General features: G+C 67.2%; 25 protein-coding genes. 17 read left to right on the top strand and 8 right to left on the bottom strand.

Annotation, left to right across the window (positions count from 1 at the left end):
• Positions 1–2: 2 nt before the first annotated feature.
• From J7024_RS04100 to J7024_RS04060, 9 genes are all read left to right on the top strand, one after another.
• Positions 3–698, top strand: coding sequence for an ABC transporter permease (locus tag J7024_RS04100; RefSeq protein WP_124826262.1), 696 nt, complete (start codon positions 3–5; stop codon positions 696–698).
• A gap of 51 nt (positions 699–749) precedes the next feature.
• Positions 750–1,943 (top strand): pyridoxal phosphate-dependent aminotransferase, encoded by a 1,194-nt coding sequence (locus tag J7024_RS04095; protein ID WP_124826261.1) that lies wholly within the window; start codon positions 750–752, stop codon positions 1,941–1,943.
• 31 nt (positions 1,944–1,974) lie between these two features.
• Positions 1,975–2,985 carry a succinylglutamate desuccinylase/aspartoacylase domain-containing protein gene (locus J7024_RS04090; RefSeq protein ID WP_175770156.1) on the top strand — a complete coding sequence of 337 codons (1,011 nt, stop codon included), beginning with the start codon at positions 1,975–1,977 and terminating at the stop codon, positions 2,983–2,985.
• A 395-nt stretch (positions 2,986–3,380) separates the two neighbouring features.
• Entirely contained in the window at positions 3,381–5,768 is a 2,388-nt protein-coding gene (locus J7024_RS04085; protein ID WP_175770157.1) for an MCP four helix bundle domain-containing protein, read from the top strand.
• Between the two features lie 2 nt (positions 5,769–5,770).
• A complete protein-coding gene (locus tag J7024_RS37090; protein ID WP_265096073.1) occupies positions 5,771–6,511 on the top strand; it encodes a methyl-accepting chemotaxis protein in 741 nt (246 codons plus the stop codon).
• Positions 6,508–7,095 (top strand): hypothetical protein, encoded by a 588-nt coding sequence (locus J7024_RS04075; RefSeq protein WP_175760395.1) that lies wholly within the window; start codon positions 6,508–6,510, stop codon positions 7,093–7,095. Before J7024_RS37090 ends, J7024_RS04075 begins: the two co-directional genes overlap by 4 nt.
• Before the next feature lie 22 nt (positions 7,096–7,117).
• A complete protein-coding gene (locus J7024_RS04070) occupies positions 7,118–8,089 on the top strand; it encodes a chemotaxis protein CheX (protein ID WP_124826257.1) in 972 nt (323 codons plus the stop codon).
• A gap of 36 nt (positions 8,090–8,125) precedes the next feature.
• Positions 8,126–8,491: a response regulator gene (locus tag J7024_RS04065; protein ID WP_060238818.1), complete on the top strand. Its 366-nt coding sequence runs from the start codon at positions 8,126–8,128 to the stop codon at positions 8,489–8,491.
• 153 nt (positions 8,492–8,644) lie between these two features.
• Complete coding sequence (locus J7024_RS04060; RefSeq protein ID WP_175786698.1) at positions 8,645–9,439, top strand: enoyl-CoA hydratase; 795 nt, start codon at positions 8,645–8,647, stop codon at positions 9,437–9,439.
• 182 nt (positions 9,440–9,621) lie between these two features.
• Here J7024_RS04060 and alr read toward each other — a convergent pair whose 3' ends face one another.
• The gene (gene alr, locus J7024_RS04055; protein ID WP_234744809.1) at positions 9,622–10,743 is read right to left on the bottom strand and encodes an alanine racemase; all 1,122 of its coding nucleotides are present in this window, start codon (positions 10,741–10,743) and stop codon (positions 9,622–9,624) included.
• Between the two features lie 303 nt (positions 10,744–11,046).
• Between alr and J7024_RS04050 the strand changes: the two genes are divergently transcribed.
• On the top strand, positions 11,047–11,418 hold the full coding sequence (locus tag J7024_RS04050; RefSeq protein ID WP_124826253.1) for an MAPEG family protein: 372 nt from the start codon (positions 11,047–11,049) through the stop codon (positions 11,416–11,418).
• Positions 11,419–11,460: 42 nt separating this feature from the next.
• On the opposite strand, the gene J7024_RS04045 is transcribed toward J7024_RS04050, so the two are convergent.
• Positions 11,461–12,414, bottom strand: coding sequence for a LysR family transcriptional regulator (locus J7024_RS04045; RefSeq protein WP_234744808.1), 954 nt, complete (start codon positions 12,412–12,414; stop codon positions 11,461–11,463).
• 119 nt (positions 12,415–12,533) lie between these two features.
• On the opposite strand from J7024_RS04045, the gene J7024_RS04040 reads away from it, so the two are divergent.
• From J7024_RS04040 to J7024_RS04015, 6 genes are all read left to right on the top strand, one after another.
• Positions 12,534–16,076 carry an ABC transporter ATP-binding protein/permease gene (locus J7024_RS04040; protein WP_234744807.1) on the top strand — a complete coding sequence of 1,181 codons (3,543 nt, stop codon included), beginning with the start codon at positions 12,534–12,536 and terminating at the stop codon, positions 16,074–16,076.
• A 184-nt stretch (positions 16,077–16,260) separates the two neighbouring features.
• On the top strand, positions 16,261–17,310 hold the full coding sequence (locus J7024_RS04035) for a C45 family autoproteolytic acyltransferase/hydolase (RefSeq protein ID WP_234744806.1): 1,050 nt from the start codon (positions 16,261–16,263) through the stop codon (positions 17,308–17,310).
• Between the two features lie 15 nt (positions 17,311–17,325).
• Complete coding sequence (locus J7024_RS04030) at positions 17,326–18,660, top strand: aspartate aminotransferase family protein (protein WP_124826249.1); 1,335 nt, start codon at positions 17,326–17,328, stop codon at positions 18,658–18,660.
• Positions 18,661–18,685: 25 nt separating this feature from the next.
• On the top strand, positions 18,686–19,240 hold the full coding sequence (locus J7024_RS04025) for a carboxymuconolactone decarboxylase family protein (protein WP_124826248.1): 555 nt from the start codon (positions 18,686–18,688) through the stop codon (positions 19,238–19,240).
• A gap of 208 nt (positions 19,241–19,448) precedes the next feature.
• The gene (lpxO, locus tag J7024_RS04020; protein WP_124826247.1) at positions 19,449–20,348 is read left to right on the top strand and encodes a lipid A hydroxylase LpxO; all 900 of its coding nucleotides are present in this window, start codon (positions 19,449–19,451) and stop codon (positions 20,346–20,348) included.
• 168 nt (positions 20,349–20,516) lie between these two features.
• A complete protein-coding gene (locus J7024_RS04015; protein WP_199568737.1) occupies positions 20,517–21,287 on the top strand; it encodes an extensin in 771 nt (256 codons plus the stop codon).
• 135 nt (positions 21,288–21,422) lie between these two features.
• On the opposite strand, the gene ahpF is transcribed toward J7024_RS04015, so the two are convergent.
• Positions 21,423–23,021, bottom strand: coding sequence for an alkyl hydroperoxide reductase subunit F (gene ahpF, locus J7024_RS04010; protein ID WP_124826245.1), 1,599 nt, complete (start codon positions 23,019–23,021; stop codon positions 21,423–21,425).
• Between the two features lie 123 nt (positions 23,022–23,144).
• A complete protein-coding gene (gene ahpC / locus J7024_RS04005) occupies positions 23,145–23,708 on the bottom strand; it encodes an alkyl hydroperoxide reductase subunit C (protein WP_006750178.1) in 564 nt (187 codons plus the stop codon).
• A gap of 75 nt (positions 23,709–23,783) precedes the next feature.
• Here ahpC and J7024_RS04000 point away from each other — a divergent pair, with 75 nt between their 5' ends.
• Positions 23,784–24,245 (top strand): hypothetical protein, encoded by a 462-nt coding sequence (locus J7024_RS04000; RefSeq protein ID WP_175750525.1) that lies wholly within the window; start codon positions 23,784–23,786, stop codon positions 24,243–24,245.
• On the opposite strand, the gene J7024_RS03995 is transcribed toward J7024_RS04000, so the two are convergent.
• The 4 genes from J7024_RS03995 to J7024_RS03980 all read right to left on the bottom strand — a co-directional run bounded on the left by J7024_RS03995 (position 24,242) and on the right by J7024_RS03980 (position 25,995).
• Positions 24,242–24,607, bottom strand: coding sequence for a type II toxin-antitoxin system VapC family toxin (locus J7024_RS03995; protein WP_124826244.1), 366 nt, complete (start codon positions 24,605–24,607; stop codon positions 24,242–24,244). The genes J7024_RS04000 and J7024_RS03995 overlap by 4 nt on opposite strands.
• Positions 24,601–24,777 carry a hypothetical protein gene (locus tag J7024_RS03990; RefSeq protein ID WP_175750526.1) on the bottom strand — a complete coding sequence of 59 codons (177 nt, stop codon included), beginning with the start codon at positions 24,775–24,777 and terminating at the stop codon, positions 24,601–24,603. Before J7024_RS03990 ends, J7024_RS03995 begins: the two co-directional genes overlap by 7 nt.
• The gene (locus tag J7024_RS03985) at positions 24,771–24,989 is read right to left on the bottom strand and encodes a ribbon-helix-helix protein, CopG family (protein WP_124826243.1); all 219 of its coding nucleotides are present in this window, start codon (positions 24,987–24,989) and stop codon (positions 24,771–24,773) included. Before J7024_RS03985 ends, J7024_RS03990 begins: the two co-directional genes overlap by 7 nt.
• Positions 24,990–25,101: 112 nt before the next feature.
• Positions 25,102–25,995 (bottom strand): LysR substrate-binding domain-containing protein, encoded by an 894-nt coding sequence (locus J7024_RS03980; RefSeq protein ID WP_124826242.1) that lies wholly within the window; start codon positions 25,993–25,995, stop codon positions 25,102–25,104.
• Positions 25,996–26,029: the final 34 nt, after the last annotated feature.

Here is a 26,029-nt window from a genome sequence, read left to right as displayed (position 1 = left end):
TCATGGATCTGAGCGTACTGTCCTCCTACGGGTCGCTGCTGCTGCTCGGCGTGCTGACCACCGTCAAGCTGCTCGTCATCTCGGCCGTGTTCGGCTTCGCGCTCGCGATCGCCGTCGCGTTTGCACGGCTGTCGGCCAATCCGGTCATCGCGCGCGCCAGCAAGGCTTTCACCGAGGTGATCCGCGGCACGCCGCTGCTCGTGCAGATCTACCTGATCTACTACGGCGTCGGCTCGCTGTTCGCCGGCTGGCCCGCCTTGCGCGACAGCGTGCTGTGGCCGTTCCTGCGCGACGGCTTCTGGTATGTCGCGTTCGCGCTGGTGATCAGCGTCGGCGCATATGTCGGCGAAGTGCTGCGCGCGGGCCTGCGCGGCGTGCCGAAGGGCGAGATCGAGGCCGCGCGCGCGATGGGGATGCGCCCGTCGATGATCGCGCGGCGCGTGTGGCTGCCGCGTGCGATCCAGATCCTGCTGCCGACGTTGGCCGGCGAAACGGTGATGCTGCTGAAGTCGACCGCGCTCGCATCGACGGTCGCGGTGATGGACGTGCTCGGCGCCGCGAACTACATTCGTGCGCAGACGTTGCGGACCTACGAGCCGCTGCTGGCGATCGCCGTGATCTACGTCGTGCTGGCGTTCGTGATCGAACGCGCATTCGGCCGGCTCGAGCGGCGTGTGCCGGTGCGCATGCCGCGTTGAAGAACCACTGACAGCGCGGCGGCCGCTCTGGCGCTGCGCGATGGAGAACGCATGAACTATTCGAAGCTGGTCGATCGTCTGAAGGGCAAGCGCACGACCGCATGGGACATTCATTATGCGGCGCAGCGCGCTGTCGCGGCAGGGGAGCCGGCCATCATCCTGAGTGTCGGCGATCCGGATTTCTCGACGCCCGACGTGATCGTCGAGCGCGCGGTCGCCGCGCTGCGCGGCGGCGATACGCACTACAGCGAAGTGCGCGGGCGTGCCGAACTGCGCGCGGCGATCGCGCGCGAGCATGCGAAAGCGTCCGGGCAGCCGGTCGGTGCCGAGCACGTGATCGTGACGGCAGGCGCGCAGAACGCGCTGTTCGCGATGGCGATGTGCCTGTGCGAGGCAGGCGACGAGGTAATCGTGCCCGAGCCGATGTATCTCACGTACGAAGCGAGCGTGCGCGCATCGGGCGCGACGCTCGTACCGGTGCCCGTCGACGCGTCGCGCGGTTTTCATCTCGACTTCGATGCGCTCGAAGCGGCCGTGACGCCGCGCACGAAGGCGATCTTCCTGGCGACGCCGTGCAACCCGACCGGCGTCGTGATGCCGCGCGCCGATCTCGAACGGATCGCACGGCTCGCCTGCGAGCGCGATCTGTGGGTCGTGTCCGACGAGGTCTATGCGGAACTGACGTTCGAGCGCGACATGGTCAGCATCGCGGCGCTTCCCGGGATGGCGGAGCGCACGGTGACGATCGGCAGCCTGTCGAAGTCGCATGCGATGCCGGGCTGGCGGGTCGGCTGGGCGATCGGCCCGACCGAGCTGATCGAGCACGCGGAGCGGCTCGCGCTGTGCATGCTGTACGGGCTGCCGGGCTTCATCCAGCAGGCGGCCGTCGCCGCGCTCGACAACAAGGCGGCTATCGTCGCCGACATGCGGGAGCTGTACCGCCGCCGCCGCGACCTGGCCTACGCGCGCCTGCGCGACGTGCCGGGGCTGCGCTGCCTGCTGCCGGAGGCAGGGATGTTCATGATGGTCGACGTGCGCGGCACGGGGCTGGATGCGCACGCGTTCACGTGGGGGCTGTTCCGTGCGAAGCAGGTCGCATTGCTCGACGCGAGCGCGTTCGGCGATACTGCAGCCGGCTTCGTGCGCTTCGGCTTCGTCGTCGACGATGCGACGCTGGCCGACGCGTGCGAGCGCATTGCGGCATTCGTTGCGAGCCTGAGCGCGGATTCGCGCGCGTCGTCGTGATGCCCGGAGGGCTTCGAATGGAGGACGGACGATGATCGAAACGCTGACATGGCAGGTGCCGGGCGATGGCGGGCAGCCGCTCGCGATCCGCGCGTGGCGGCTGTCGGGCGGCGACGGGCCGCGCGTGCACCTGCAGGCCGGCGTGCACGCGGACGAGATAGCCGGCATGCTCGTGCTGCACCGGTTGCTGCCGCAACTTTGCGCGGCGCACGATCGCGGTGTGCTGCGCGGCACGGTGACGGTCGTGCCGCAGGCGAACCCTCTCGGGCTCGCGCAGTTCCGGCAAGGGCGGCTGCTCGGCCGCTTCCACGATGCGACGCACCGCAATTTCAACCGGCATTTCCACGAATCGGCCGCCTCGCGCCGGCCCGCGACGACGTTCGCCGCGTGGCAGCGCACGTTGTTCGACGCCGCGTGCGATGCCGACATCGTGCTCGATCTGCATACCGATTCCGACGCGTTGCCTTATGTGTACCTCCACAGCGACCTGTGGCCCGCTGGCCGCGATCTCGCGGCGGCGCTCGATGCCGACGTTGCGATTCTGTGGGACGAGGACGACGACGGCGCATTCGAAGGCGCGATCGCCTCGCACTGGGCGCGCGGCGGCGCGTTGCGCGAGCGGCTCGTCGCGACCGTCGAACTGCGCGGGCAATCCGACGTTTCCGATGCGCTCGCCGAGCGCGACGCGGACGGCTTGCTTGCATTCCTGCGCGGCCGCGGCGTGATCGCGGAGCCGGCCGGCGTACACGAATGGCGCGGCGAGGCCGTGCCGATCGCGCATATGGAGACGGTGTTGGCGCCTGTGTCGGGCGTGCTCGTGTACGAACGCGAACTCGGTGTGACGGTCGATGCCGGCGAACGGATTGCACGGATCGTTGCGCATCCCGGCGTGCCCGGCAGCGAGCATGTGCTGGTCGCGCCGCAGGCCGGGCGCATCGTCACGCGCAATCGCGAGCGGCTGGTCGCCCAGGGCGACGTCGCGTTGAAGCTGACGGGTTCGCGACCGTCGGCCGGGTGGTCGGGCGGTGCGCTCGATCCCTGAGCGACGAATGCGCGGGTCGGCGACAGCCCGCGCATTCGATCCGTCGTCACGCTCAAAGGCATTCGGAAAGAATCCGGCTCTCGGATAACGCGCGAACGTTTTGCCGATATTCGACTGGAATGAGCGGGTGGATCACGAATAAAAGAATGAATATCCGCAATTCGATGTGCCTGGTCGGCCGGGTGGCCAGACGGAGCGGGCGGGCCGGAGGTTAACGGCAAATTCGCGCAAGACTTTAGATTTTTCTCGCCGCAATTCATTATTGTGATTTTCTAAATGACCAATTGATTTTCGGTCATCGGACAGTCATACACCATCCCCGATAATTCGCCGCTCACATTCTTTCAATAGGCCAAGGGGCGATCGAAGCCGGATCGCTGCGGGGAGCTGTACTCATGACCATCCGTCATCGCATCACGTTGCTAGTCGTCCTGACGTTTCTCGCGCTGTCCGCGATCGGCGTATACGCCGTGTACCAGACACGCAAGAGTGCGTCCGAAGTGCGTCAGGTTACCCAGGGAATCGTGCCGAGCGCGCTCGCATCGGCGGATCTCGTCGCCGACGTGAAGAACATCCAGATCGCCACGATGACGCTGATCTACGCGCCGGATGCAAACACCGCCGCGCAGGCGCGCGACGAACTGAAGGCAAAGCAGGGCGCGCTGCGCGCAGCGCTCGATGCGCAGGCGAAGTCCGCCGTCGGGCAAGCGCAGGAAGGCCTCGTCACGCAGGCGAAGGACAGCGCCGCGAACTATTTCTCGGCGATCGACGATACCGTGAAAATGAAGACGGATGGCAAGCCGGAGATGGCGCAGGCTTACCTGTTCGCGAACGTCGCGCAGTATCGCGACGAACTGGAAAGCATCGTCGGCACGCTGCGTGTCGAGAAGAATCGCCAGAAGGACGACGCGATCCATGCGCTGAACGGGATGCTGTCGACCACGGCGACCGCAATCGCGGGTGTGGCCGGCACCGTCGTCGTGCTGCTGACCGCACTTGGTTTCGTGCTGTATCGCCAGATCACGCGTCCGCTGAGCCGGATGCAGACGATGATGAGCGAGATCGCGACGAGCCAGGATTTCACGCGCCGCGTGCCGGTGGGCCGGATGGACGAGATCGGCCATTCGATCGTCGCGTTCAACGGGATGATCGAGAAGATTCAGGAGAACGCCGCGCAACTGAAGCAGAAGACGGCCGACATCCAGGCGATGCTGCAGAACATGCAGCAAGGGATCCTGACCGTTGTCGAAGGCGGCGTCGTGCATGGGGAATATTCGGCTTACCTCGAAACCATCTTCGAGACGAACGACATCGCGGGCCGCGACCTGATGGCGCTCGTGTTCGACGATTCGGGCATCGGCCCGGACGCGCGCTCGCAGGTCGATGCGGCCGTGCATGCGTGTCTCGGCGAGGACAGCATGAACTTCGCGTTCAACGAGCACTTGCTCGTCAACGAAGTCCCGAAGCGGATGCCGGACGGCCGCGAGAAGTGGCTCGACCTGAGCTGGTCGGCGATTACCGACGAGACCGATACGGTTGCGCGCCTGATGCTGTGCGTGCGCGACGTGACCGAGATCCGCGAGCTGACCGCGCAGGCCGGCGAGCAGCAGCGCCGTCTCGAGATGATCGGCGAGATCCTGTCGATCAGCCAGGACAAGTTCCACGACTTCGTGCACAGCGCGAAGGGCTTCCTCAGCGAGAACGAGCGGATTATCCGCCAGCACGAACGCGCGGATCATTCGATCGTCGCGGCGCTGTTCCGCAACATGCACACGATCAAGGGCAATGCGCGCACGTACAGCCTCCAGCACCTGACGAACATCGTCCATGAAGCGGAGCAGGCGTACGAATCGCTACGCCACGCGGACGGCGGACCCGAGTGGAACCGCGACGCGCTGATGGACGATCTGTCCCGCGTGCGCGAGGCCGTCGATCACTACGCGACGATCAACGCGGTCACGCTCGGCCGCAATGGCGACCCGGCCCGGCACGGCGGCGCCGACTACCTGATGGTCGAGCGCGCGCATATCAGCGAGAGCCTGCGCATGCTCGACGGCGCCGATCCGGCGAACGCGGGCGACTGGCACGCAGCGCGCGATTCGGTGCGCCGTTTGCTGAGCCAGTTCGGCACGCTGGGCATCGGTGAAACGCTGGGCGGCGTGATCGAGTCGCTGCCGTCGCTCGCGGCGGAGCTCGGCAAGCCGGCGCCCGTCGTGCATATCGACAGCCACGGCCATCGTGTGCGCGGCGAGATCGCCGCGACGCTGAAGAACGTATTCATGCACCTGCTGCGCAATTCGGTCGACCACGGTATCGAAACCTCCGATGAGCGTCGTGCGGCGGGGAAGGCGCCGGCCGGCACGATCGACATCGCGGTCGCCGTCGGGAACGGCGCACTGCGCTTCGTGCTAGGCGACGACGGTCGCGGTCTCGCGCTCGACCGGATTCGCGCAATCGCGCGCGAGCGCGGCTGGATCGACGACGACAACGAAACGGCGCTGTCCGACGAGGCTGTCGCGGAGCTGATTTTCCGGCCCGGCTTCTCGACCGCGAGCGCGGTGACCGAAGTGTCGGGGCGCGGCGTCGGGATGGATGCGGTGCGCAACTTCCTGAAGCGCGACGGCGGCGATATCGCGCTGCGCTTCACCGACGATTGCGTCGGCGCGCCGTATCGCGCATTCCAGACGGTCGTGTCGCTGCCCGAGCGCTTTGCGGCGAACGGAAGCGCCCACGAAGCCGCACACGTATCCGCAGGCGTCGCGAACGCCGACGCAACGGAGTGACCGTGCAAGCGTGGATGATCCCGATCGGTGCCGCGCTGGCCGGCGGCCTGGTGGTCGCGGCGCTCGCCGCGATCGTGTGGCGGATGGCGCGCGCTCGGCTCGTTGTTGCGATGATGCGCGAAGCAGACGTGTTGCGCGACGCCCTTGGCGCGGCCGAGACGCGCGCCGATGCGGCGGCGGCAGCGCATGCCGACGCGGCCGATGCATGGGCGCAACGGGAAGCGGCGCTCGAGGCAGCGCTTGCGCACGCAACGGCCGGCGCGGGCGAGCGGCACGACGCGTTGCAGGCACTCGCGGCCGAGCGCGCCGCGCTGTCGCAGCATGCGACGAAGCTCGCCGAGGAAGCCGCGCGGTTGCGCGGGCTGGCCGGCACCTTCGAGCGCTGGCACGAGCAGATGATCTCGCTGACCACGCAGAACCAGGACATGCGCACGAAGAACCAGGAGCTGTCGGCGATTGTCGCGCACGTGTCGATCGTGTCGCTGAACGCATCGATCGAAGCCGCGCGCGCGGGTGCTGCCGGACGCGGTTTCTCGATCGTTGCGAGCGAGGTGCGCGGGCTTGCCGCGCGCTCGCAGCAACTGTCGAACAGCTATCGAGACAGCCTGAACCGCAACGATCTCGTGACGGCCGCGACGTTCCAGGACATCCAGGCCGGCGGCAAGATGATCACGGCCGCGCTCGCGACGGTCGAGACGCTCGCGGGGCAACTGCATGCGTGTCTCGAAGGAGCGGCGGCGTGATCAGTGCGCAGGCCCGGGCCGGCTTCGAGCGGATCTTCTTCGATGCGGCGCGTACGCGGCTCGCATCCGGCGGCACGTGCGAGATCCGGCCGGCGGCCGACGACGCACACGGTGCATCGCACGATTCGCCGCGCAACGCGAAGTCGCGCTTGACGCCGAAGGTCGCCGAGCATGTCGCCGTGCTGACGATTTCGGCTCTGCATTTTCGTCTGCTGCTCGCGCTGCGCTTTCGCGACGACGATGCGACGCGCCGTCATTTCGCCGCCGCGACGCCGGGCGCGAGTTCGCAACGGCCGCTGCCCGAAGCCTTCATGGAAATCGCGAACCTGTGCTGCGGCGCGATCAACCAGGCGCTGACCGCGCCATTTCCCGATCTCGGGATGTCGACGCCTTACCTGCTGAGCGGCGCGAGCGTCGATTACCTGCCGGCGCTGAACCCCGGTCACGTGGCGGCGTACGACTTGACACTCGGCGGCGACGTGCGGATCGGCGCGACGTTGTGCATATGCGCGAACGCGCCGGTCGATTTCCACGTGCCGGAAGCGGCCGCGGTGGACATGGGCGGCGAGCTCGAACTGTTTTGACCGATTCCGAGGATTGAGCGAGATGACCGAAGACCAACCCGTGAGCAAGGTGCTCGTGCTCGACGAAAGCCGCGAGCATGCCGCGACGATCAAGCGTTTCTGCGACGAGCACAACCTGGTCGGCCTGACCGTGCGGCGCAACCGGCTGCTGAAGGTGCTGCGCTCGAACATCGATCTCGGCGCGATCCTGCTCGCCGAGGATTACGGCGGCTCGCCGGCCGAGAGCGCGATCATCGCGACGCAGATCGACGCGCTGCGCCCGGAGCTGCCGATCATCCTGCGCCGCACGTCGCCCGCATCGCGCGATGCGCTGCACGACGGACTGCCCGATGCACTCGCGCGCGTCGCATGCGCAGCCTACGTCGGCGACGACCTGACGCCGCTCAAGCACGCGATCGACGAATACCTGTTCGGCCGCGACTACCCGAATGCGCTCGTGCGCGGCATCGCGGAGATCACCGAGGCGCGGCTCGACAGCCTGTTCCCGGGCCTCGCTATCGAGCGCGACACGCCGTGCATCGTGCGCGACCAGATCATCTTCGGCGAAGTGTTCAGCCTGATCGCGCTGGAAAGCGCGTGGTGCCGTGGCTACATGCTGCTGCAGACGAGCGAGCAGCCGCTGCTCGACATGATCGGCGGCACGCGCGACGACGGCCGCGCGCCCGATTTCCGCGACGTGAACAGCGTGCTCGGCGAGTTGACCAACCTCGTGTGGGGCACGTTCAAGAACCGCTATCTCGGCGACGCGGAGGCGCTTGCCCGCCATCCGGTGCAGGTGCCGCTCGTCGTCAATCACAAGCAGAAGTTCATTTCATTCGGCGGCGACTGTCCTCAGCTCTGTTTCAAGTACCGCATGACCGACCCGGCATCGGGGCGGTCGGTGCAGCTCGACCAGCGCTTCGTGTTCAGCCTGAGCTGGTCTCCGGAGGATTTCCGAGAAACGGTGCAGGACGTGGGGCCGATGGTCGAATCGGGCGAACTCGAACTGTTTTGAATATTGAAGTCGGCAACGACGAAAGGGGAAGAAGACATGGCAAAGATTCTGGTGGTCGACGATTCGGGCACGGTGCGCGACGAAGTCGCGGGTTTCCTGCGCAATCACGGGCTCGACGTCGCAACGGCGGTGGACGGCAAGGACGGGCTCGCGAAGCTCAAGGCGACGCCCGGCGTGCGCCTCGTGATCAGCGACGTGAACATGCCGAACATGGACGGCCTGACGATGGTCGAGAAGATCCGTGGCGAACTGGCGAATGCGTCGGTCAACGTCGTGATGCTGACGACCGAAAGCAGCCCGGCGATGAAGGAGCGCGGCAAGGCCGCCGGCGTGAAGGGCTGGATCGTGAAGCCGTTCAAGGGCGACGCGGTGCTCGACGCGCTGAAGAAGCTCGCGGGCTGACGGCGCGGGCTGCCGATACGCACGAGCCGGGGCCGCCCGGGGATCCCGGGCTGGACGTCGCGCGCAATGTGGAGGACGATTCGTGATCGTGTGAGTCGCGAATCGGGCGGGCGTCGCCCGTTTGCGCCGATCGAACCCTGCGAGCGGAGCATCATGGAAACCCGTCACGAGACATCCGAGCCGATCCTGTTGCGTGAAGACCGCGACGGCGTCGTCACGCTGCGACTCAATCGGCCGCAGCAGTTCAACGCGCTGTCGGAGGCGATGCTGGCAAGCCTGCAGGACGCATTCGATTCGCTGGCCGCCGATCCGCACGTGCGCTGCGTCGTGCTGGCCGCGCAAGGCAAGGCGTTCTGCGCGGGCCACGATCTGCGGCAGATGCGCAGCAAGCCCGAGCTCGATTACTACCGCGCGCTGTTCGCGCAATGCAGCCGCGTGATGCTCGCGATGCGCGCATTGCCGGTGCCGGTGATCGCACGCGTGCACGGCATCGCGACGGCGGCCGGTTGCCAGATCGTCGCCGCGTGTGATCTCGCGATCGCGGCCGACACCGCGCGCTTCGCGGTATCGGGCATCAACGTCGGGCTGTTCTGTTCGACGCCCTCCGTCGCGTTGAGCCGCAACGTGTCGGCGAAGCGCGCGTTCGACATGCTCGTCACCGGGCGTTTCGTCGATGCGGCGACGGCCGCCGCGTGGGGGCTCGTCAACGAAGCGGTGCCCGAGGATGCGCTCGACGCGGCCGTCGCGCGCAAGGTCGCGGAGATCGTTGCGAAGAGCCCGGCGGCGGTGCGTTACGGCAAGCAGATGTTCTACCGGCAGCGCGAGTTGCCGCTCGATGACGCGTATGCGTTCGCGGGCGACGTGATGGCGCGCAACATGATGGAAGAGGACGCCGGCGAGGGGATCGACGCGTTTCTGGAGAAGCGCAAGCCGACATGGCGTTCGTAACGCGTAGCGCAGCGGCAGGGCGGACGCGCGTTCTCGTCAGCAGGGTTTGCGTCCCGCACGCTTCATCGCATCGAGAGTCGTCAAGACAAACGGGCCGCTCGTGGCGGCGGCCCGCAAATGAACCCGGAAGAGCCGGATGCGGCGGCACGCGAGCGTGCCGCCGCATCCGCGACCTGCGTGCGTTAGCGCCCGTAGCTGCCCGTGCGCAAAGCCGGCACGACCGTCGACGCGCCCGGCGGCACGATCACGACCGGCACGCGGCGCGCGAGTGCGCACATCAGCTCGTAGCCGATCGTGCCGCTGGCTTGCGCGACGTCGTCGACCTTCACCTGATCGCCCCATAGCTCGACGCTCGATCCGATGCCCGCCTGCGGGCACGGCGTCAGGTCGACGGTCAGCATGTCCATCGACACGCGGCCGACGACGCGCGTCATCACGCCGTCCACCGCGATCGGCGTGCCGGTCGGCGCGTGGCGCGGATAGCCGTCCGCGTAGCCGCACGCCACGACCCCGATCCGCATCGGCTGGTCCGCCGTGAAGTGGCGGCCGTAGCCGACGGTTTCTCCGGGCGCGAGCGTCTGCACGCCGATGATCCTGCTGGTGAGCGTCATCGCGGCCATCAGCGGCGTGTCGGCGATGTGCCGCGCCGCACCGGTCGGCGATGCGCCGTACAGGATCGTGCCGGGCCGCACCCAGTCACGATGCGCGCGCGGATGCCACAGCACGGCCGCCGAATTCGATGCCGAGCGCTCGCCCGGAATCCCGGCGGTGGCCGCATCGAACTGCTCGAGCTGCCAGTCGACCTCGCCTTCGTCGGCGTTCGCGAAATGCATCATCAGCGTGATCTTGCCGATCGACGGCGCGGCCGCCACGCGTTCCCATGCGGCGCGAAACGCGTGCGGCCGGTAGCCGAGCCGGTTCATCCCGGAATTCATCTTGAGCTGGATGTCGATCGGTTGCTGCGGCTTCGCGGCGATCAGCAGGTCGAGCTGCTGGTCGCAGTGCACGGCCACCGTCAGCCGGTGGCGATCGGCGAGTTCGACGTCGGCCGGCTCGAAGATCCCTTCGAGCAGCAGCACCGGCTTGTCCCAGCCGAGCTCGCGCACGCGCACGGCTTCGTCGAGATCGAGCAGCGCGATGCCGTCGGCGGCCGCGAGGCCCGGATAAATGCGCTCGATTCCGTGACCGTATGCGTTGGCCTTGACCACGGCCCACACGCGCGACTGCGCGGCGGTGCGGCGGATGAAGTCGAGGTTGTGGCGGACGGCGTCAGGACGGATATGGGCGACGATGGGACGGGGCATGGGCGGGCTCGGGTCGAAAGTCGTTCGGTGCGCGCGGCGGCGCCATTCGGGTCGGCAGGCTCGCGCGGCAACGCGTCAAGCCAGTGTTGATCGCTATATTATTGGTGTTCGACCAGTTTTAATTAACGTATTTGTCGACGATTTGGTGGAATTTTTGGTGTCGGACCACTGCCGTCGCGGCGTCCGATAGCCGCCGATGCCGAGTCTCCCGTCTAGAAAACCGGTGCGCGATCGGCGCGGCGCAATGCTAAGCTTCCGGCAATCATGTCATTGAACAATGTAATCATAAAGGAGGAGACTTTGATGACGACGTCCCAGCTGTGCCTGTTCATCGTGGCGCTGTTGCCGTTCCCGATGACGTTCCTGGCCAAGGCCCGCAAGGGTTACGACAACCATGCGCCGCGCGAGTACCTGGCGAAGCTCGCCGGCTGGCGTGCGCGGGCACAGGCCGCGCATCAGAATGCATGGGAAGCGCTGGCGCTGTTTACCGCTGCATTGGTCGTGGCATGGCACAACGGCGCGAACGCGCACCACGTCGACCAGCTCGCGATGGCGTTCGTCGCGACCCGCGTCGTCTATGCGTTGATGTATCTGCTGAACTGGGCGTCGCTGCGCTCGCTCGTGTGGTTCGCCGGCATGGCCTGCGTCGTCGCGCTGTTCTTCGCTACGCCGTGACGCGATGACGGGCGGCCGGCAGCGGCTTCGCGTGCCGGCGCGTCATGCGCCGCCCGCACCGCGCGCATGACTGTCGTTGGATGCGGGCGCAACGATCTTCGCGACATCGAACGGCGGGGCATCCGCTTCGCGGTGCAGGAACGCGATCAACGGATCGAGCAGCCGGTGCCGCGTCGCCGGATTGCGGCGCAGCACGAAGCGCCATGACGCATCGCGCGCGAGGCCCGGCACCAGCGGAACGAGACGGCCGCTGCGCAGTTCCGGCTCGATCAGCGGCACGCGGCCGAGCGCGATGCCCGCGCCGCCGACCGCCGCGCCGATCACCTGGCTGAAACTGCTGTAGCGGACGATCTTCGTTTCGAAATCTCCCGGCAGCCCGAACGCGGACGCCCAGTTGCGCCAGTCGATCTCGGGGCTGTCCTCGTGCATCTCCTGCAGCAGCCGCGAGCGGCACACGTACCCCGATGCGTACGGGAACAGCTCGGGGCTGCAGACGGGGAACACGGTTTCCCGTATCAGGATGTCGTCGTCGGCGCGCAGCCGATGCGCGGGCACGTGCACGATCGCAAGATCGACACCGCTGCGCGCGAAGTCCGGTTCGTCGTCGACCACGACGGCGTGCAGCGGCGTTTCAGGGTGGAGCGACGAGAATTCGGCGAGACGGCGCGCGAGCCACATCGACGAAAACGGTGCGTTGGCGGACACCGTGAGCCGTTGCGTGGCGGTGCCGCGAATCTCGGCGCACGCGTCGGTCAGCTTCGACAGCGCGTCGCTGACGGTCGGCAGCAGGCGGGTGCCGGCCGGTGTGAGGCTGATGCCGCCGAGCCCCGTGCTGCGTTCGAGCAGCCGTGCCCCCAGCGATTCCTCGAGCGCGCGGATCTGGTGACTGATCGCGCTGGTCGATACGTTCAGCTCGGCCGCCGCGCGCGCGAAACCGCCGAGGCGGACGGCCGCCTCGAAAGCACGCAACGCGCTGAGGGGAGGAAGGTGCGACATGCGGGGTATTGTAGTTGACTCAACACCCGTTGAAAAATCATCTTTTGCCGCGCGTCGGGTGCGCGGGTAGCCTTGGTTCGGTCAATAAAACCGCAACGAAAATCCGACCGGAGGGCTTCATGTATTTCGACCGACGACTATGGGCAATGATGGCGGGATTGCGTGGGCGGGTCGCCGCGGCGGTCGCGCTCGGGCTGCTCGCGATGGGCGTCGGCATCCTGCGTTTCGTGTTTCTCGGCCGCGTGCTGGCGCTCGTGTTTTCCGGTGCAGCGGCGCGCGATGTCGCCGAAACCGTCGCTGCGACGGCGGCCTGCGTGCTGTTGCGCGCATGGCTCGACCATCGCCGCACGCTGCTCGCGCAACATACGGCCGGGCGCGTGCAGTCCGCGCTGCGCGCGCGGCTGTTCGACCGGATCGCCGCGCTCGGACCCGCGTGGTTCAGCGGCGAGCGCACCGGGGGGGTGATGCTGGCTGTCGTCGACGGGGTCGAGCAGTTGCAGACCTTTTTCGGCGTCTACCTGCCGCAGCTCGTGATCGCCGCGTGCGCGCCGGTGATGATCTTCGCGGTGCTCGCATGGTGGGACGTGCCGACGGCCGCGGTCCTGCTGGTCGCGGCGCTCGTCACGCTCGCACTGCCGCAGCTCGTGCATCGCGCGGATCGTCGCGCGGCGCTCGCGCGTTCGTCGGCGTTCAAGGCGTTCGGCGAGGAGTTTCTCGACGCGGTGCAGGGCCTGCCGACGCTGAAGGCGTTCGGTCAGAGCCGCGCGTTCGGCGCGAAGCTGGCAGAGAAGGCGCGCGCGTTGTCCGACAGCACGTTCTGGGTACTCGCGCTCGGGCTGCTGACGCGGCTCTTCACCGATCTCGGCACCGGGCTCGGCGCGGCGGCGGCCATTGCGGTCGGCGCATGGCGCGTGCGCCACGGCGACATGAGTCTCGAAGCGCTGCTGATCGTGCTGATGGCCGGCAGCGAGATTTTCCGGCCGCTGCGCGACCTGCGCGCGGTACTGCATCAGGGGATGATCGGCCAGTCGGCGGCGAACGCGATTCACGCGCTGCTCGACGCCCGCAGCGAGACGCCGGCCACCGCGGCACCGCGCGTGCCGCACGTGCGGCCGGAGATCGCGTTCGACGGCGTCAGCTTCGCGTATCCGGGACGTCGCGCGGATGCGCATGCGGCGCTGAGCTTCACGGTCCGCGAAGGCGAGACGGTCGCGATCGTCGGCCCGAGCGGTGCGGGCAAGTCGACCATCGTGCGTCTGCTGCTGCGCCAGCACGATGCGCAGGGCGGCGCGATCCGCATCGGCGGTCACGACGTGCGCGCGCTCGACGCCGGCCAAGTGCGCGAAATGATTGCAGTGGTCGCGCAGGACGCGACGCTGTTCGACGGCAGCGTCGCCGACAACCTGCGGCTTGGCCGTCCCGACGCGAGCGACGCCGACATGATCGCCGCCGCGCGCGCGGCCAACGCGCACGATTTCATCTCGGCGCTGCCCGAAGGCTATGCGACGCGCATCGGCGAGCGCGGGCTCATGCTGTCGGGCGGCCAGCGCCAGCGGATCGCCATTGCGCGGGCGCTGTTGCGCGATGCGCCGATCCTGCTGCTCGACGAGGCGCTGTCGTCGGTCGACGCGGAGAACGAGGCGCTGATCCAGCAGGCGCTCGACCGGCTCACGCGCGGCCGCACGACGCTGGTGCTCGCGCACCGGCTGTCCAGCGTGATCGGCGCGGACCGGATCCTGGTGCTCGACCAGGGGCGCGTCGTCGACGAAGGCGCGCATGCCGAACTGATCGCGCGCGACGGTCCGTATCGCCGGCTGATGGGGCCGCAGCTCGAAGCGGCGACCGAAGCCGTCGGCATGGCCGCGGCCGGCAGCGGCGCGGGCGCGCGTGCCGCATCGGGCCCGCAGGTCCGGCCCCTGAACGACGACGCGGCGACCATCGGCTGGCCGGAAACCCTGCGCGCGCTGTTGCGATTCGTGCGACCGTGGACGGGCAAGGTCGTGCTGACCGTGCTGTTCGGGATCGGCCGCGTGCTCGCGTTCATCGGCGTCGGTGTGATCGGCGCGCTGGTGGTCGGCGGCGTCTCGACCGGGCATGCGAACGGCGCGCTCGTCACGGCGCTGCTCGTCGTCGCGCCGGTCGCGGCCGTGCTGCACTGGCTCGAATCGTGGCTCGCGCACGACATGGCGTACCGGATGCTCGCGGAAATGCGTATCGCGTTGTTCGCGACGCTCGAACGGCTCGCGCCGGCCGGGTTGCTGCGCCGTCGTTCCGGCGACCTGGTCGCGCTCGCGACGCAGGACGTCGAGACCGTCGAGTACTTCTATGCGCATACGCTCGCACCGGCGTTCGTCGCGGTGCTGGTGCCGGCCGGCGTGCTGGTGCTGCTCGCGTCGATCGCATGGCCGCTCGCGCTGGTGCTGCTGCCGTTCCTGCTGTGGGCCGGGCTGGCCCCGGTGCTGGCGCGGCGCGATGTCGACCGGCTCGGCACCGGCGCCCGCGAAGCGCTCGGCCAGCTCGGTGCACATCTGACCGAAACGATCCAGGGCCTTGCGGAGCTCACCGCGTTTCAGGCGATCGCGCGGCGGCGCGCCGCGTTCGTCGCGCAAGCCGATGCGTACCGGCGGCAGCGCGCGAAGCTGCTCGACGATCTGTCGACGCAAAGCGCCGCGCTCGAAGTCGCGAGCGGGCTCGGCGGGCTGGCCGTCGCGGCGCTGGGTGCGCTGCTCTGCGCGCGCGGCTGGTTCGCCCACGAGTCGCTGCCGCTGCTGGTGCTCGTCGCGGTGGCCGCGTTCATGCCGGTTGCGGAGATCGGTCAGGTCGCGCGGCAACTGGCCGACACGATCGCGTCGACCCGCCGCTTGCGGGCGCTCGAGAAGGAACCGGTGACGGTCGTCGACGGCTTGCATGCACTGTCCGGCAGTGCGACCGTGCGGTTCGAGGAAGCGGGTTTCACGTACCCGGGCCGCGGCGTGCCGGCGATCGATCGCGTGAGCTTCGAGGTGCCGCCTGGCAGCACGGTCGCGCTGGTGGGCGCATCGGGCGCGGGCAAGTCGACCGTCGCGAGCCTGCTGCTGCGCTTCTGGGATCCGCAGCACGGGCGCGTGACGCTCGGCGGCGTCGATCTGCGCGACATGCGGCTCGACGATCTGCGCCAGCACATCGCACTCGTTGCGCAGGATACCTACCTGTTCAACGACACGCTCGAGGCGAACATCCGGCTCGCGGCGAGCGATGCGTCGGCCGCCGACGTGCAGCGCGCGATCGACCAGGCGGCGCTCGGCGATTTCGTCGCGCGGCTGCCCGACGGACTCGCGACGCGCGTCGGCGAGCGCGGCGTGCAACTGTCGGGCGGGCAGCGCCAGCGGATCGCGATCGCGCGCGCGTTCCTGAAGGATGCGCCGGTGCTGATCCTCGACGAAGCGACGTCCCATCTCGACACGATCAGCGAGCAGCAGATTCGAGCGGCGCTGGAGGACCTGATGGCGCAGCGCACGTCGGTGATCATCGCGCACCGGCTGTCGACCGTTCGCAATGCCGACGCGATCCTCGTGATGGAGCACGGCAGGATCATCGAGGCGGGAACGCATGCGCAACTGATCGCGCGGCAGGGCGTGTATGCGCGGCTGGTCTCGCATCAGGCGAGCGGGGTAGCGGCCTGACCACCGTTGGCGAAGGGCGGCGATTTCCGCACTTATTGTTGTTTCTGATAATTTGTTGACAACATATGTTGTGTGGTTGTCTAATTCCTCGTCGCGCCATGCGTGGCGGGCGCCCGGCATCGTTTGACGGGCGGCGCCGTCCGGGCGCGCGGTACGCCATCGGAATCAGACCCTAACGCCCGACATGCCGCTTTCCCTTTCTCCCGTCATCGCCGGCACGCCGTTCGACATCGGCGTGCGCCTCGGCGAACTCGCGCGCCCCGTATTCGATACGTACATGCAACAGAGCAGCGCATGGCTGGCCGTGCGCCGCTGGCGCGGCCATCCGTTCGTCGACGCGCTGCGACAGGCCGCGCTGGCCGCGTACCCGGATCTCGTCGCGGAGCTGGACGGGATCGCAGCGGGAGTCGGCTGGCCGGCCGAGGACATTTTCCTGTGGAACTGCCGAGGCGAACTGATCCACGACGCGCCGGACGGCTGCACGACGCTCGCCGCGCCCGGCGCGGACGGCGCGCGCTGGATCGCGCACAACGAGGACGGCGACCCGTACCTGCGCGAGCGGTGCCTGCTCGTCGACGTGCAACCGCACGGCAAACCCGGCTTCATCAGTTTCTATTACCCCGGCTCGCTGCCCGGCCATACGTTCGCCGCGAACCGTGCCGGCATCGCGCAGGCGATCAACAACCTGCGCATCCGCACGCCCGCGGCCGGCGTGCCGCGGATGATCCTCGCGCGCGCGGTGCTCGATGCGCCGTCGCTCGATGCGGCCACCGACGTGCTGCGCACGCATGCCCGCGCAAGCGGTTTCCATCACGCGCTCGGCGCGACCGGCGACATGCGGGTGCTCAGCATCGAGGCGAGTGTCGCGCGTTGCTCGGTCGTCGATGTCGCACGTCTCACCGGCCACGCGAACCATCTCGTGCATCCGGGTTGCGACGCGGAAGCGCAGATCGTCACGCAGTCGTCCGGCGATCGGCAGCGGCGCGTCGATGCGCTGACACCGGATATCGACGCAATCGACGCAGCCGCGTTGCTGCGCGTGCTGGGCGATCGCGCGCCGGAAGGGTTGCCGATCTATCGCGACGACCCGGCCGACCCCGACGACGAAAACACGCTGGCCACCGCGGTGTTCGCGATTCGCGACGCCGCGATCGACTTCACCATTCATCAACACGGCACGCAGCGTTTCGCGACGCGCATCGTGCCGGTCGCGCACGCGCCGAGCGCGTCCTGAGCCATGAGGCAACGCATGACGACCGTTTTTCATCGCGCTCCGCGCGCCACCTTGCCCGTTGCCGTTGCAGGCGACGGCATCGAGATCGTCGATTCGACCGGCAAACGCTATATCGATGCGTGTGGCGGGGCGGCGGTCTCGTGTCTCGGGCACAGCAACCAGCGCGTGATCGATGCGATCAAGCGTCAGGCGCAGCAATTGCCATACGCGCATACGTCGTTCTTCACGACCGAGGTGGCCGAGGAACTGGCCGACCGGCTTGTCGATGCGGCGCCGGCCGGCCTCGAGCACGTGTATTTCGTGTCGGGCGGGTCCGAGGCAATCGAAGCTGCGCTGAAGCTCGCGCGCCAGTATTTCGTCGAGAGGGGCGAGCCGTCGCGCCGCCATTTCATCGCGCGGCGCCAGAGCTATCACGGCAATACGCTCGGTGCGCTCGCGATCGGCGGCAATGCCTGGCGACGCGAACCGTTCCTGCCGCTGCTGATCGAAGCGCATCACGTGAGCCCGTGCTACGCGTACCGCGATCAGCTGGCCGGCGAAACCGACGAAGCGTATGCGCAGCGTCTGGCCGATGAGCTCGAGCAGAAGATCGTCGAGCTCGGTGCGGAAAACGTTGCCGCGTTCGTCGCGGAAACGGTGGTTGGCGCGACGGCTGGCGCGGTTCCGCCGGTGCGTACCTATCTGAAGAAGATTCGCGCGGTGTGCGACAAGCACGGCGTGCTGCTGATTCTCGATGAAATCATGTCGGGGATGGGGCGCACGGGTTACCTGTTCGCATGCGAGGAAGACGGCGTTGCGCCCGACCTGCTGACGATCGCGAAAGGACTCGGCGCGGGCTACCAGCCGATCGGCGCGACGCTCGTCAGCGACCGCATCTACCGGACCATCGTCGACGGCTCGGGTTTCTTCCAGCACGGCCATACATATCTCGGCCACGCAACGGCATGCGCGGCCGCGCTCGAAGTGCAGCGCGTGATCGCCGAAGAGAAACTGCTCGACAATGTGAAGGCGCGCGGCGAGCAACTGCGTGCGTCGTTGCGCGAGCATTACGGCGCGCATCCGCATGTCGGCGACGTGCGCGGCCGCGGGCTGTTCGTCGGCGTCGAACTCGTGCATGACCGCGACAGCAAGGCGCCGTTCGATCCCGCGTTGAAGCTGCATGCGGCAGTCAAGCGCGAGGCGATGCAGCGCGGCCTGATGGTATATCCGATGGGCGGCACGATTGACGGCGTGCATGGCGATCACATCCTGATCGCGCCGCCGTTCATCTGCACCGCGCGGCAGATCGACACGATCGTCGAGCGGCTGTCCGGCGCGATCGATGCGGCGCTCGCATCGGCCGGCGCGTAAACAACGACCTCACGGAATCCTCGCCATGACAGACAGACTGCCTCCCTTCGATCCCGCATCGGCCACCGGCGAGCAGAAGGCCGTGCTCGCGGAGATCCTCAGCGGCCCGCGCGGCAACCTGAACGGGCCGTTCCTCGGCTGGATCGCGAGCCCCGAGCTCGCGCAGCACGCGCAACGCCTCGGCGCGTTCTGCCGCTATCGCACGGGTTTGTCGCTGCGCCTGTCGGAGCTCGCGATTCTCGTGACCGCCGCGCGCTGGCGCTCGCAGGCCGAGTGGCACATCCATCATCCGATCGCGCTCGATGCCGGCGTGCCGGCCGCGACGGCCGACGCGATCCAGCGTGGCGTCGAGCCGGTGTTCGAATCGGACGACGATGCGCTGATTCATGCGTTCGCAACCGAGCTGTACGACACGAAGCGCGTGAGCGATGCAACCTTCGCGCGTGCGCAGGCGCGTTTCGGCCACGAGACCGTCGTGAATCTCGTCGCACTGCTCGGCTATTACGCGCTCGTCGCGATGACGCTCAACACGTTCGGTATGCGCGCGGACGGGCAAACTGTTTTGCCGTTTCCGGAATAATCGCCGCGCGCACGCGCATCCGCACAGGCCGAGCGTACGTTCCGATTGCGTCGAAAAGCCCGTCTGCACGGGCTTTTCGCATGTTGGGCCTGGCTCGATCGACAGGCTCGCTGCGTCGTGCCGACGCATATCGCACCGCCTGCGCTTCAGCGCAGGAAATTCTCCTCGTCCATAGAATTCCGGCAAACAGCTGACGGGGGAAATGACGATGCGCTGGGTCCTGTTGATCGTGTTCATTGCGTGTGTGGTGTACACGCATCGGCGCGGCAAGGTTCGGCACAGGTTGTTCAGGCAACTATCCGATCACTCGACCTTCACTGCACCGCTGAACTGCTTTTCCTACGCATTCTCGTCGGTGCCCACCACGCCGTTTCTCGACCTGCAGCACTTTCCGGAACTCGCGGTGCTGCAGCGCGAATGGCAGACCTTGCGCGGCGAAGCGCTTGCATTGCGCGACGCAAGCCGGATCAAGGCGTCGGTCGAGTACAACGACATCGGCTTCAATTCATTCTTTCGCAACGGCTGGAAGCGCTTCTATCTGAAGTGGTACGACGCGCCGCATCCGTCCGCGCAGGCGTTGTGTCCGCGGACGGTCGAGATTCTGTCGCGGATTCCTTCGATCAAGGCCGCGATGTTCGCGCAGCTGCCGCCGGGCGGCAAGCTCGGGCTGCATCGCGATCCGTATGCGGGCTCGTTGCGCTATCACCTCGGGCTCGACACGCCGAACGACGCTGCGTGCCGGATCGTCGTCGACGGCGAGTCGTATGCATGGCGCGACGGCGAGGCCGTGATGTTCGACGAAACCTATCTGCATTGGGCCGAGAATCGCACCGGGCACGATCGCGTGATCCTGTTCTGCGATATCGACCGGCCGATGAAATATCGCTGGGCACAGCGCATCAACGATACGTTCGGACAACTGCTGATGCGCGCGGCCGCGTCGCCGAACGAAACGGGCGACCGCACCGGCGGGCTCAATCATGCGTTCAGGTACCTGTATGCGATTCGCCGTGCCGGCAAGCGGCTGAAAGCGTGGAATCGCACGGTGTACTACATCGTCAAGTGGGTTCTGTTCGGCGGGATAGCGGTAGCGATCTTCTGCATCTGAAGGCGGAAGGCAGGCGCAGTCGAACCATCTGGCGATAGGACGGCGCGCTGTTGCGCGGCCCCGGCGACGTGGCGTCGACATCAATGCAACCAAATGTATTCGCGCGGGATCAAGCGCGAACGCACGCGTATGATGGCTTGCTCACGTCGATAAGCTCGGTGAGCAAGCATGACTCGTACCCGAAAAACCTTGATGATCGCCGGCGGATTGCTGGTAGCCGCGGCAGGCACCGGCTACGTGATGCTCCTGCGTGCGGACCACCGCGCGATCGCGGAAGCCGGCATCGGCGATTCCGCCACACCGGTCGCCGTGGCGGCCGTGAACGACGGCCACACCGCGGAAGGCTCGATTGCACCGCCTGCGGCGGTCGCGGTCCCGTCCGCGCATGTGGACGACACAGTGCCGCAACAACCGCCCGCCGCGCGCACGAGTGCGGCGCCGGTATCCGCTGCCGCCGTGCCGGGGATCGCCGCGCACGCGCCATCGGCGCAGCCGAGCGTGCCGCCGCCGACCGTCCATGTCGTGACGGTGGAGCCGGAGGGCGCGACCCCGCCGAAGGCCAAACCGGCGCAACCGGTGCAATCCACGCCGCCGGTCCAGGCGGCACAGGCGGGTCAGCCGAGCCAGCAGGCGTATCAGCAGGCGTATCAGCCGTCGCAACACGCGGCGAGCAAGCGCGATGGACTCGAGCGGCATGCAGCGGCGACCGCGGCCAGAAATGCCGAAACGCCGGAAACGGCAGAGCTCGTGCGCGAATCGGCGAAGCTCGATCCGTCGTTGCCGCCACCGCAATACGTGCCGCCGTCGAACCCCGACCGGCAGCACGCGTCGGCGGGCTCGAACGCAGTGGCTGCCGCGCTGACGGACCAACTGGTGCGCCAGTCGAGCAGTTTCACGGCACCGGCCCCGGCGAACGCGGGCCCCGCCGTGGCTCAGTAAGCGGGGCTCGGTAAGACAAGCGCGGCCGGCCAGTGCACTCGCACATCGCAAACCGACGCCGGATGAAAAAGGACCCCGCACGCCGACCAGGGCATGCGGGGCCAAGAGAGACTATTCGGTGTGGCGTGTCGCGCGTTACGCGGCGATCGCTTCTTCGGCCTGCGGCGCGGCGGCTGCAGCCGGCGTCGCGTCTTGCCGGATCAGGTAGTCGAACGCACCGAGCGATGCCTTCGCGCCTTCACCGACTGCGATCACGATCTGCTTGAACGGCACCGTCGTCACGTCGCCGGCCGCGAACACGCCCGGCACCGATGTTGCGCCGCGTGCATCGACGACGATCTCGCCGTGCTTCGACAGCTCGATCGTGCCTTTCAGCCATTCGGTGTTCGGTACGAGGCCGATCTGCACGAACACGCCTTCGAGATCGATGCGCTTCGTGTCGCCCGAACGCAGATCCTTGTAGACGAGCCCGTTCAGCTTGCTGCCGTCGCCGGTCAGCTCGATCGTCTGCGCCTGCGTGACGATCGTCACGTTCGGCAGGCTGCGCAGCTTGCGCTGCAGCACTTCGTCCGCGCGCAGTTGCGTGCCGAATTCGATCAGCGTGACTGCCTTGACGATGCCGGCCAGATCGATCGCGGCTTCGACTCCCGAGTTGCCGCCGCCCACCACCGCAACGCGCTTACCCTTGAACAGCGGGCCGTCGCAGTGCGGGCAGTACGCGACACCGCGGTTGCGGTATTCGCGCTCGCCCGGCACGTTGATTTCGCGCCAGCGCGCGCCCGTTGCGAGAACGATCGTCTTCGCCTTCAGCACCGCGCCGTTTGCGAGGCGGATCTGGTGCATGTCGCCGGGAATCAGCGCATCGGCGCGCTGCACGTCCATGATGTCGACGTCATACTGCTTCACGTGTTGCTCGAGCGCGGTTGCGAACTTCGGCCCTTCGGTTTCCTGCACCGACACGAAATTCTCGATCGCCATCGTGTCGAGCACCTGGCCGCCGAAACGCTCGGCCACGACACCTGTCGCGATGCCCTTGCGTGCCGAGTAGATCGCGGCTGCCGCACCGGCGGGGCCGCCGCCGACGATCAGCGTGTCGAACACCGGCTTGTTCTCGAGCGACTTCGCGGCGCGGGCGCTTGCGCCCGTATCGAGCTTCGCGAGGATTTCCTTCACGCTGCTGCGGCCCTGGCCGAACGATTCGCCGTTCAGGAACATCGTCGGCACGGCCATGATCTGGCGGGCTTCGACTTCGTTCTGGAACAGCGCGCCGTCGATCGCGACGTGGCGGATGCGCGGGTTGACGAGCGACATCACGTTCAGCGCCTGCACGACTTCCGGGCAGTTCTGGCACGACAGCGAGAAATACGTTTCGAATGCGTAGTTGCCGTCGAGCGCGCGGATCTGTTCGATCACATCGTCGTCCAGCTTGATCGGGTGGCCGCCCGTCTGCAGCAGCGCGAGCACGAGCGACGTGAATTCATGGCCCATCGGGATGCCGGCGAAGCGGATGCCGGCCGGCTTGCCGGGCTCGCCGATCGAAAACGACGGCTTGCGCTCGGCGTCGTCGCGGCGTTCGACCACGGTCACGCTCGACGTCAGCGACGCAATCTCGTTCAGCAGCGCAAGCAGTTCCTGCGACTTCGCGCTGTCGTCGAGCGACGCGACGAGTTCGATCGGGCGCGTGATCTTTTCGAGGTACGCTTTCAGTTGGTTCTTGAGATTGGCGTCGAGCATGGCGTTTCGGATTCCGTATTGATTATTCTGGTCGGGCACGTCGTGCCGGAGGAGGGCGCGGGCCGCGCGAGGCGGCCCGAGGTGATGCTTGTTGCGCGCCTCGTGCAAGGCGCGCAACGACCCTTAGATCTTGCCGATCAGGTCGAGCGACGGAGTCAGCGTTTCCGCGCCCGGCGTCCACTTGGCCGGGCACACTTCGCCCGGGTGCGCTGCGATGTATTGCGCAGCCTGTACCTTGCGCAGCAGTTCGCCCGCGTCGCGGCCGATGCCGTTGTCGTGGATTTCGCACAGCTTGATCTCGCCTTCCGGGTTGATCACGAACGTGCCGCGCAGGGCCATCCCTTCTTCCTCGATCAGCACGTCGAAGTTGCGCGACAGCGTGAGCGTCGGGTCGCCGATCATCGGATACTTGATCTTGCCGATCGTGTCCGACGTGTCGTGCCATGCCTTGTGCGTGAAGTGCGTGTCGGTCGACACGCCGTAGATTTCGACACCCAGCTTCTGGAATTCCGCGTAGCGGTCGGCGAGATCGCCCAGCTCGGTCGGGCAGACGAACGTGAAGTCGGCCGGGTAGAACACGACGACGGACCACTTGCCCTTGAAGTTCTCTTCAGTCACGGGCACGAAATCGCCGTTGTGGTATGCGGTTGCCTTGAACGGTTTGATTTGGGTGTTGATGATCGGCATCTTGCGAGTTCCTTTTGCTTGGGTGTTGATGAAGTGTTCCCAGTATCGGGGTTCACCCCAGGTTTGGGAAATTGCTTGTTTCAATCCGCGGCATCGGGAATTTCTATCTGCTTCCGGCCCCCGTTCGCGGCGGTCGATCCGTTCCGCGAGATAGTGCGCATGCTGTTGCCGGTGATCGACAACCCGGCCGTCGTGTCGGCGCTCTGCGTGCCGTCGCCGCCGCCGCGCGTGAAGGGCAACGGCGAACATCGTGACGCTCACCTGCGTATTGGGCGTATTGGGCGTATTGGGCGGGATGGGGGAAATGAGGCCGCTGGCCACGGGCGACCTCATGCGCCGCGTGATTCGATTGACACGCACGCGACGCTCATGCGCGGGGCCGTCGGCGTTGCGGTGATGAACTGCATGGAAATGCCGATCGCCGCATGCGCGCTGCCTGATGCGCAGTTCGCATATGCCATCGGGCACGGCTGGAGCGCGCAGCGTGATGCGGCCGGGCGGGTGTCCGTCGGGCCCGACGGACACCGCTCGCGCTAGATCTGATAAGGCGCGCGGACGCCGGGCTCGGTGACGGGAAAGTCCTTCGTGTTGCGCGACACGAACAGCAGGCCGTTCACTTGCGCGGACGCCCAGATGATCGCGTCGGGCAGGCGCATGCGATGTTCCTTGCGAATCGTTACGGCCCGATTCGCGACCGTGCCATCGAGCGGGATGATCTCGAACGACGAAAGCCACGTGCGGATCGCCGCGTCGTCGCCGGCCGTCGCGCCGACCAGGACTTCCATCCAGGAAACCATGCTGATCGCCCGGTAGTCGTAGCGGGCGAGTTCCGCTCGTGCGGCCTCCACGCCACCCAGGTAGTCGATCAGGATGTTGGTGTCGAAGAGGGCTTTTACCATTCTGGGCGCAGTGCCTCCTGATAGGCGAGCCCGTCGAGCGCGCGGTTTCTCCAGAGGCCGAACACGGTGTCGGCAGATTGCTGCCGGTGCTGCGCGCGGCAGGCGTCGGCCGGATTCGGGCGGCCGGAATGCCGGGCCGCACCGTGGGTGTCGATGAGTGCTTTTACCATTCTGAGCGCAGTGCCTCCTGATAGGTGAGCCCGTCGACCGCGCGATCCTTCCAGAGACCGAACACGTTGTCGGCATGCGAACGCTTGTGCTGCGCGATATACGCGTCGATCGCATCGCGAATGATCGCGGCGCGAGGGCGTTGCTCAGTCTCGACGATGGCGGCCAGCGCGTCGAGCTGGCCATTCGACAGATCAACCAGGATACGGCTCATCGTAACCTCCGATATACGATATGCATATCATATATATGCCTGTCGGCACCCGCAAGGCGCCGGCGTGGCAGAGCGGCCCGACGGGGGCGCAGGCAGCCGGCCGCCCGCGCGTTCACGCCGCCATCTTCCTCAGCCATTCGGCCAGCCGTCGTGCGCCGTCCGGCATATCCGCATCCTCGCGCGTGCACAGGTAGTAATCGCGCCCGTCGTCGAGCGCGTGATCGAACAGCTTCACGAGCGCGCCGCTGGCCAGTTCGCGCTCGACCAGCGGCGCGCGCAGCAGCGCGGCGCCGAGATCCGCGCGCGCCGCGCTCAGCGTGAGCTGCCCGTCCTCGAACATCGGCCCGACCGCGTGCGACACATGGCGCACGCCGGCGCCCTGCAGCCAGTTGACCCACGTGCTGCGATCCTCGTCGTGCACGAGCGGGACATGCGCGAGGTCGGCCGGCGTGCGGAACGGCCCGTGGCGCTTCAGGAACGACGGGCTGCACATCGGCACCATCGCGCCCGGCAGCAGCCGCTCGCAGCGGTAGCCGGGCCAGTCGCCGGTGCCGAAGCGGATCGACAGGTCCGACGCGTCGCTTCGGTAGTTGCGGTGGTGCGCATACAGCACCGTCACGTCCACGTCGGTGTTGTCGGCGAGGAACCCATGCAGCCGAGGAATGAACCAGCCGATACCGAGCAGCGGGATCAGGCTGATCGTGATTTGCCGCAGCGACGAACGATCGCGCACGAAGCGCGTCGCGCTGCGCAGCACCGAGAACGCGGCGCTGATCGAGCGGTAATAGTCGCGCCCTTCGTCGGTGAGCGCGAGCAGCCGCCCTTCGCGCACGGTCAACGGCGTCTGGATGAATGCCTCGAGCAGCTGCAGTTGATGACTGACCGCGGATGGCGTGATGTCGAGCTCGTGCGCGGCCCCGGTCACCGAGCCGAGACGTGCGAACGCCTCGAACGCGCGAACGGCGCGCAGCGGCGGATCGTGCGGCAATTGTTCGATATTTTTCATGTATCGAATTTTATAGAAAAGTCAGGGTAAGCGA

The organism is Burkholderia sp. WTPI3, from assembly GCF_021483755.1.
Classification (GTDB): Bacteria; Pseudomonadota; Gammaproteobacteria; order Burkholderiales; family Burkholderiaceae; genus Burkholderia.
The sequence above is the reverse complement of the archived record's forward strand: the minus strand, read 5'-3'. Positions and strand labels throughout refer to the sequence as shown.

Coding starts and splice junctions, on each gene's coding strand:
- lpxO (WP_124826247.1), top strand. CDS start 19,449: ATGCGCTGGGTCCTGTTGATCGTGTTCATTGCGTGTGTGGTGTACACG.
- J7024_RS04030 (WP_124826249.1), top strand. CDS start 17,326: ATGACGACCGTTTTTCATCGCGCTCCGCGCGCCACCTTGCCCGTTGCC.
- J7024_RS04065 (WP_060238818.1), top strand. CDS start 8,126: ATGGCAAAGATTCTGGTGGTCGACGATTCGGGCACGGTGCGCGACGAA.
- J7024_RS04085 (WP_175770157.1), top strand. CDS start 3,381: ATGACCATCCGTCATCGCATCACGTTGCTAGTCGTCCTGACGTTTCTC.
- J7024_RS03995 (WP_124826244.1), bottom strand. CDS start 24,607: ATGGTAAAAGCCCTCTTCGACACCAACATCCTGATCGACTACCTGGGT.
- J7024_RS04035 (WP_234744806.1), top strand. CDS start 16,261: ATGCCGCTTTCCCTTTCTCCCGTCATCGCCGGCACGCCGTTCGACATC.
- J7024_RS04060 (WP_175786698.1), top strand. CDS start 8,645: ATGGAAACCCGTCACGAGACATCCGAGCCGATCCTGTTGCGTGAAGAC.
- J7024_RS03990 (WP_175750526.1), bottom strand. CDS start 24,777: ATGGTAAAAGCACTCATCGACACCCACGGTGCGGCCCGGCATTCCGGC.
- ahpF (WP_124826245.1), bottom strand. CDS start 23,021: ATGCTCGACGCCAATCTCAAGAACCAACTGAAAGCGTACCTCGAAAAG.
- J7024_RS03985 (WP_124826243.1), bottom strand. CDS start 24,989: ATGAGCCGTATCCTGGTTGATCTGTCGAATGGCCAGCTCGACGCGCTG.
- ahpC (WP_006750178.1), bottom strand. CDS start 23,708: ATGCCGATCATCAACACCCAAATCAAACCGTTCAAGGCAACCGCATAC.
- J7024_RS04015 (WP_199568737.1), top strand. CDS start 20,517: ATGACTCGTACCCGAAAAACCTTGATGATCGCCGGCGGATTGCTGGTA.
- J7024_RS04045 (WP_234744808.1), bottom strand. CDS start 12,414: ATGTCGCACCTTCCTCCCCTCAGCGCGTTGCGTGCTTTCGAGGCGGCC.
- J7024_RS04095 (WP_124826261.1), top strand. CDS start 750: ATGAACTATTCGAAGCTGGTCGATCGTCTGAAGGGCAAGCGCACGACC.
- J7024_RS04090 (WP_175770156.1), top strand. CDS start 1,975: ATGATCGAAACGCTGACATGGCAGGTGCCGGGCGATGGCGGGCAGCCG.
- J7024_RS04100 (WP_124826262.1), top strand. CDS start 3: ATGGATCTGAGCGTACTGTCCTCCTACGGGTCGCTGCTGCTGCTCGGC.
- J7024_RS04025 (WP_124826248.1), top strand. CDS start 18,686: ATGACAGACAGACTGCCTCCCTTCGATCCCGCATCGGCCACCGGCGAG.
- alr (WP_234744809.1), bottom strand. CDS start 10,743: ATGCCCCGTCCCATCGTCGCCCATATCCGTCCTGACGCCGTCCGCCAC.
- J7024_RS04070 (WP_124826257.1), top strand. CDS start 7,118: ATGACCGAAGACCAACCCGTGAGCAAGGTGCTCGTGCTCGACGAAAGC.
- J7024_RS03980 (WP_124826242.1), bottom strand. CDS start 25,995: ATGAAAAATATCGAACAATTGCCGCACGATCCGCCGCTGCGCGCCGTT.
- J7024_RS04040 (WP_234744807.1), top strand. CDS start 12,534: ATGTATTTCGACCGACGACTATGGGCAATGATGGCGGGATTGCGTGGG.
- J7024_RS04050 (WP_124826253.1), top strand. CDS start 11,047: ATGACGACGTCCCAGCTGTGCCTGTTCATCGTGGCGCTGTTGCCGTTC.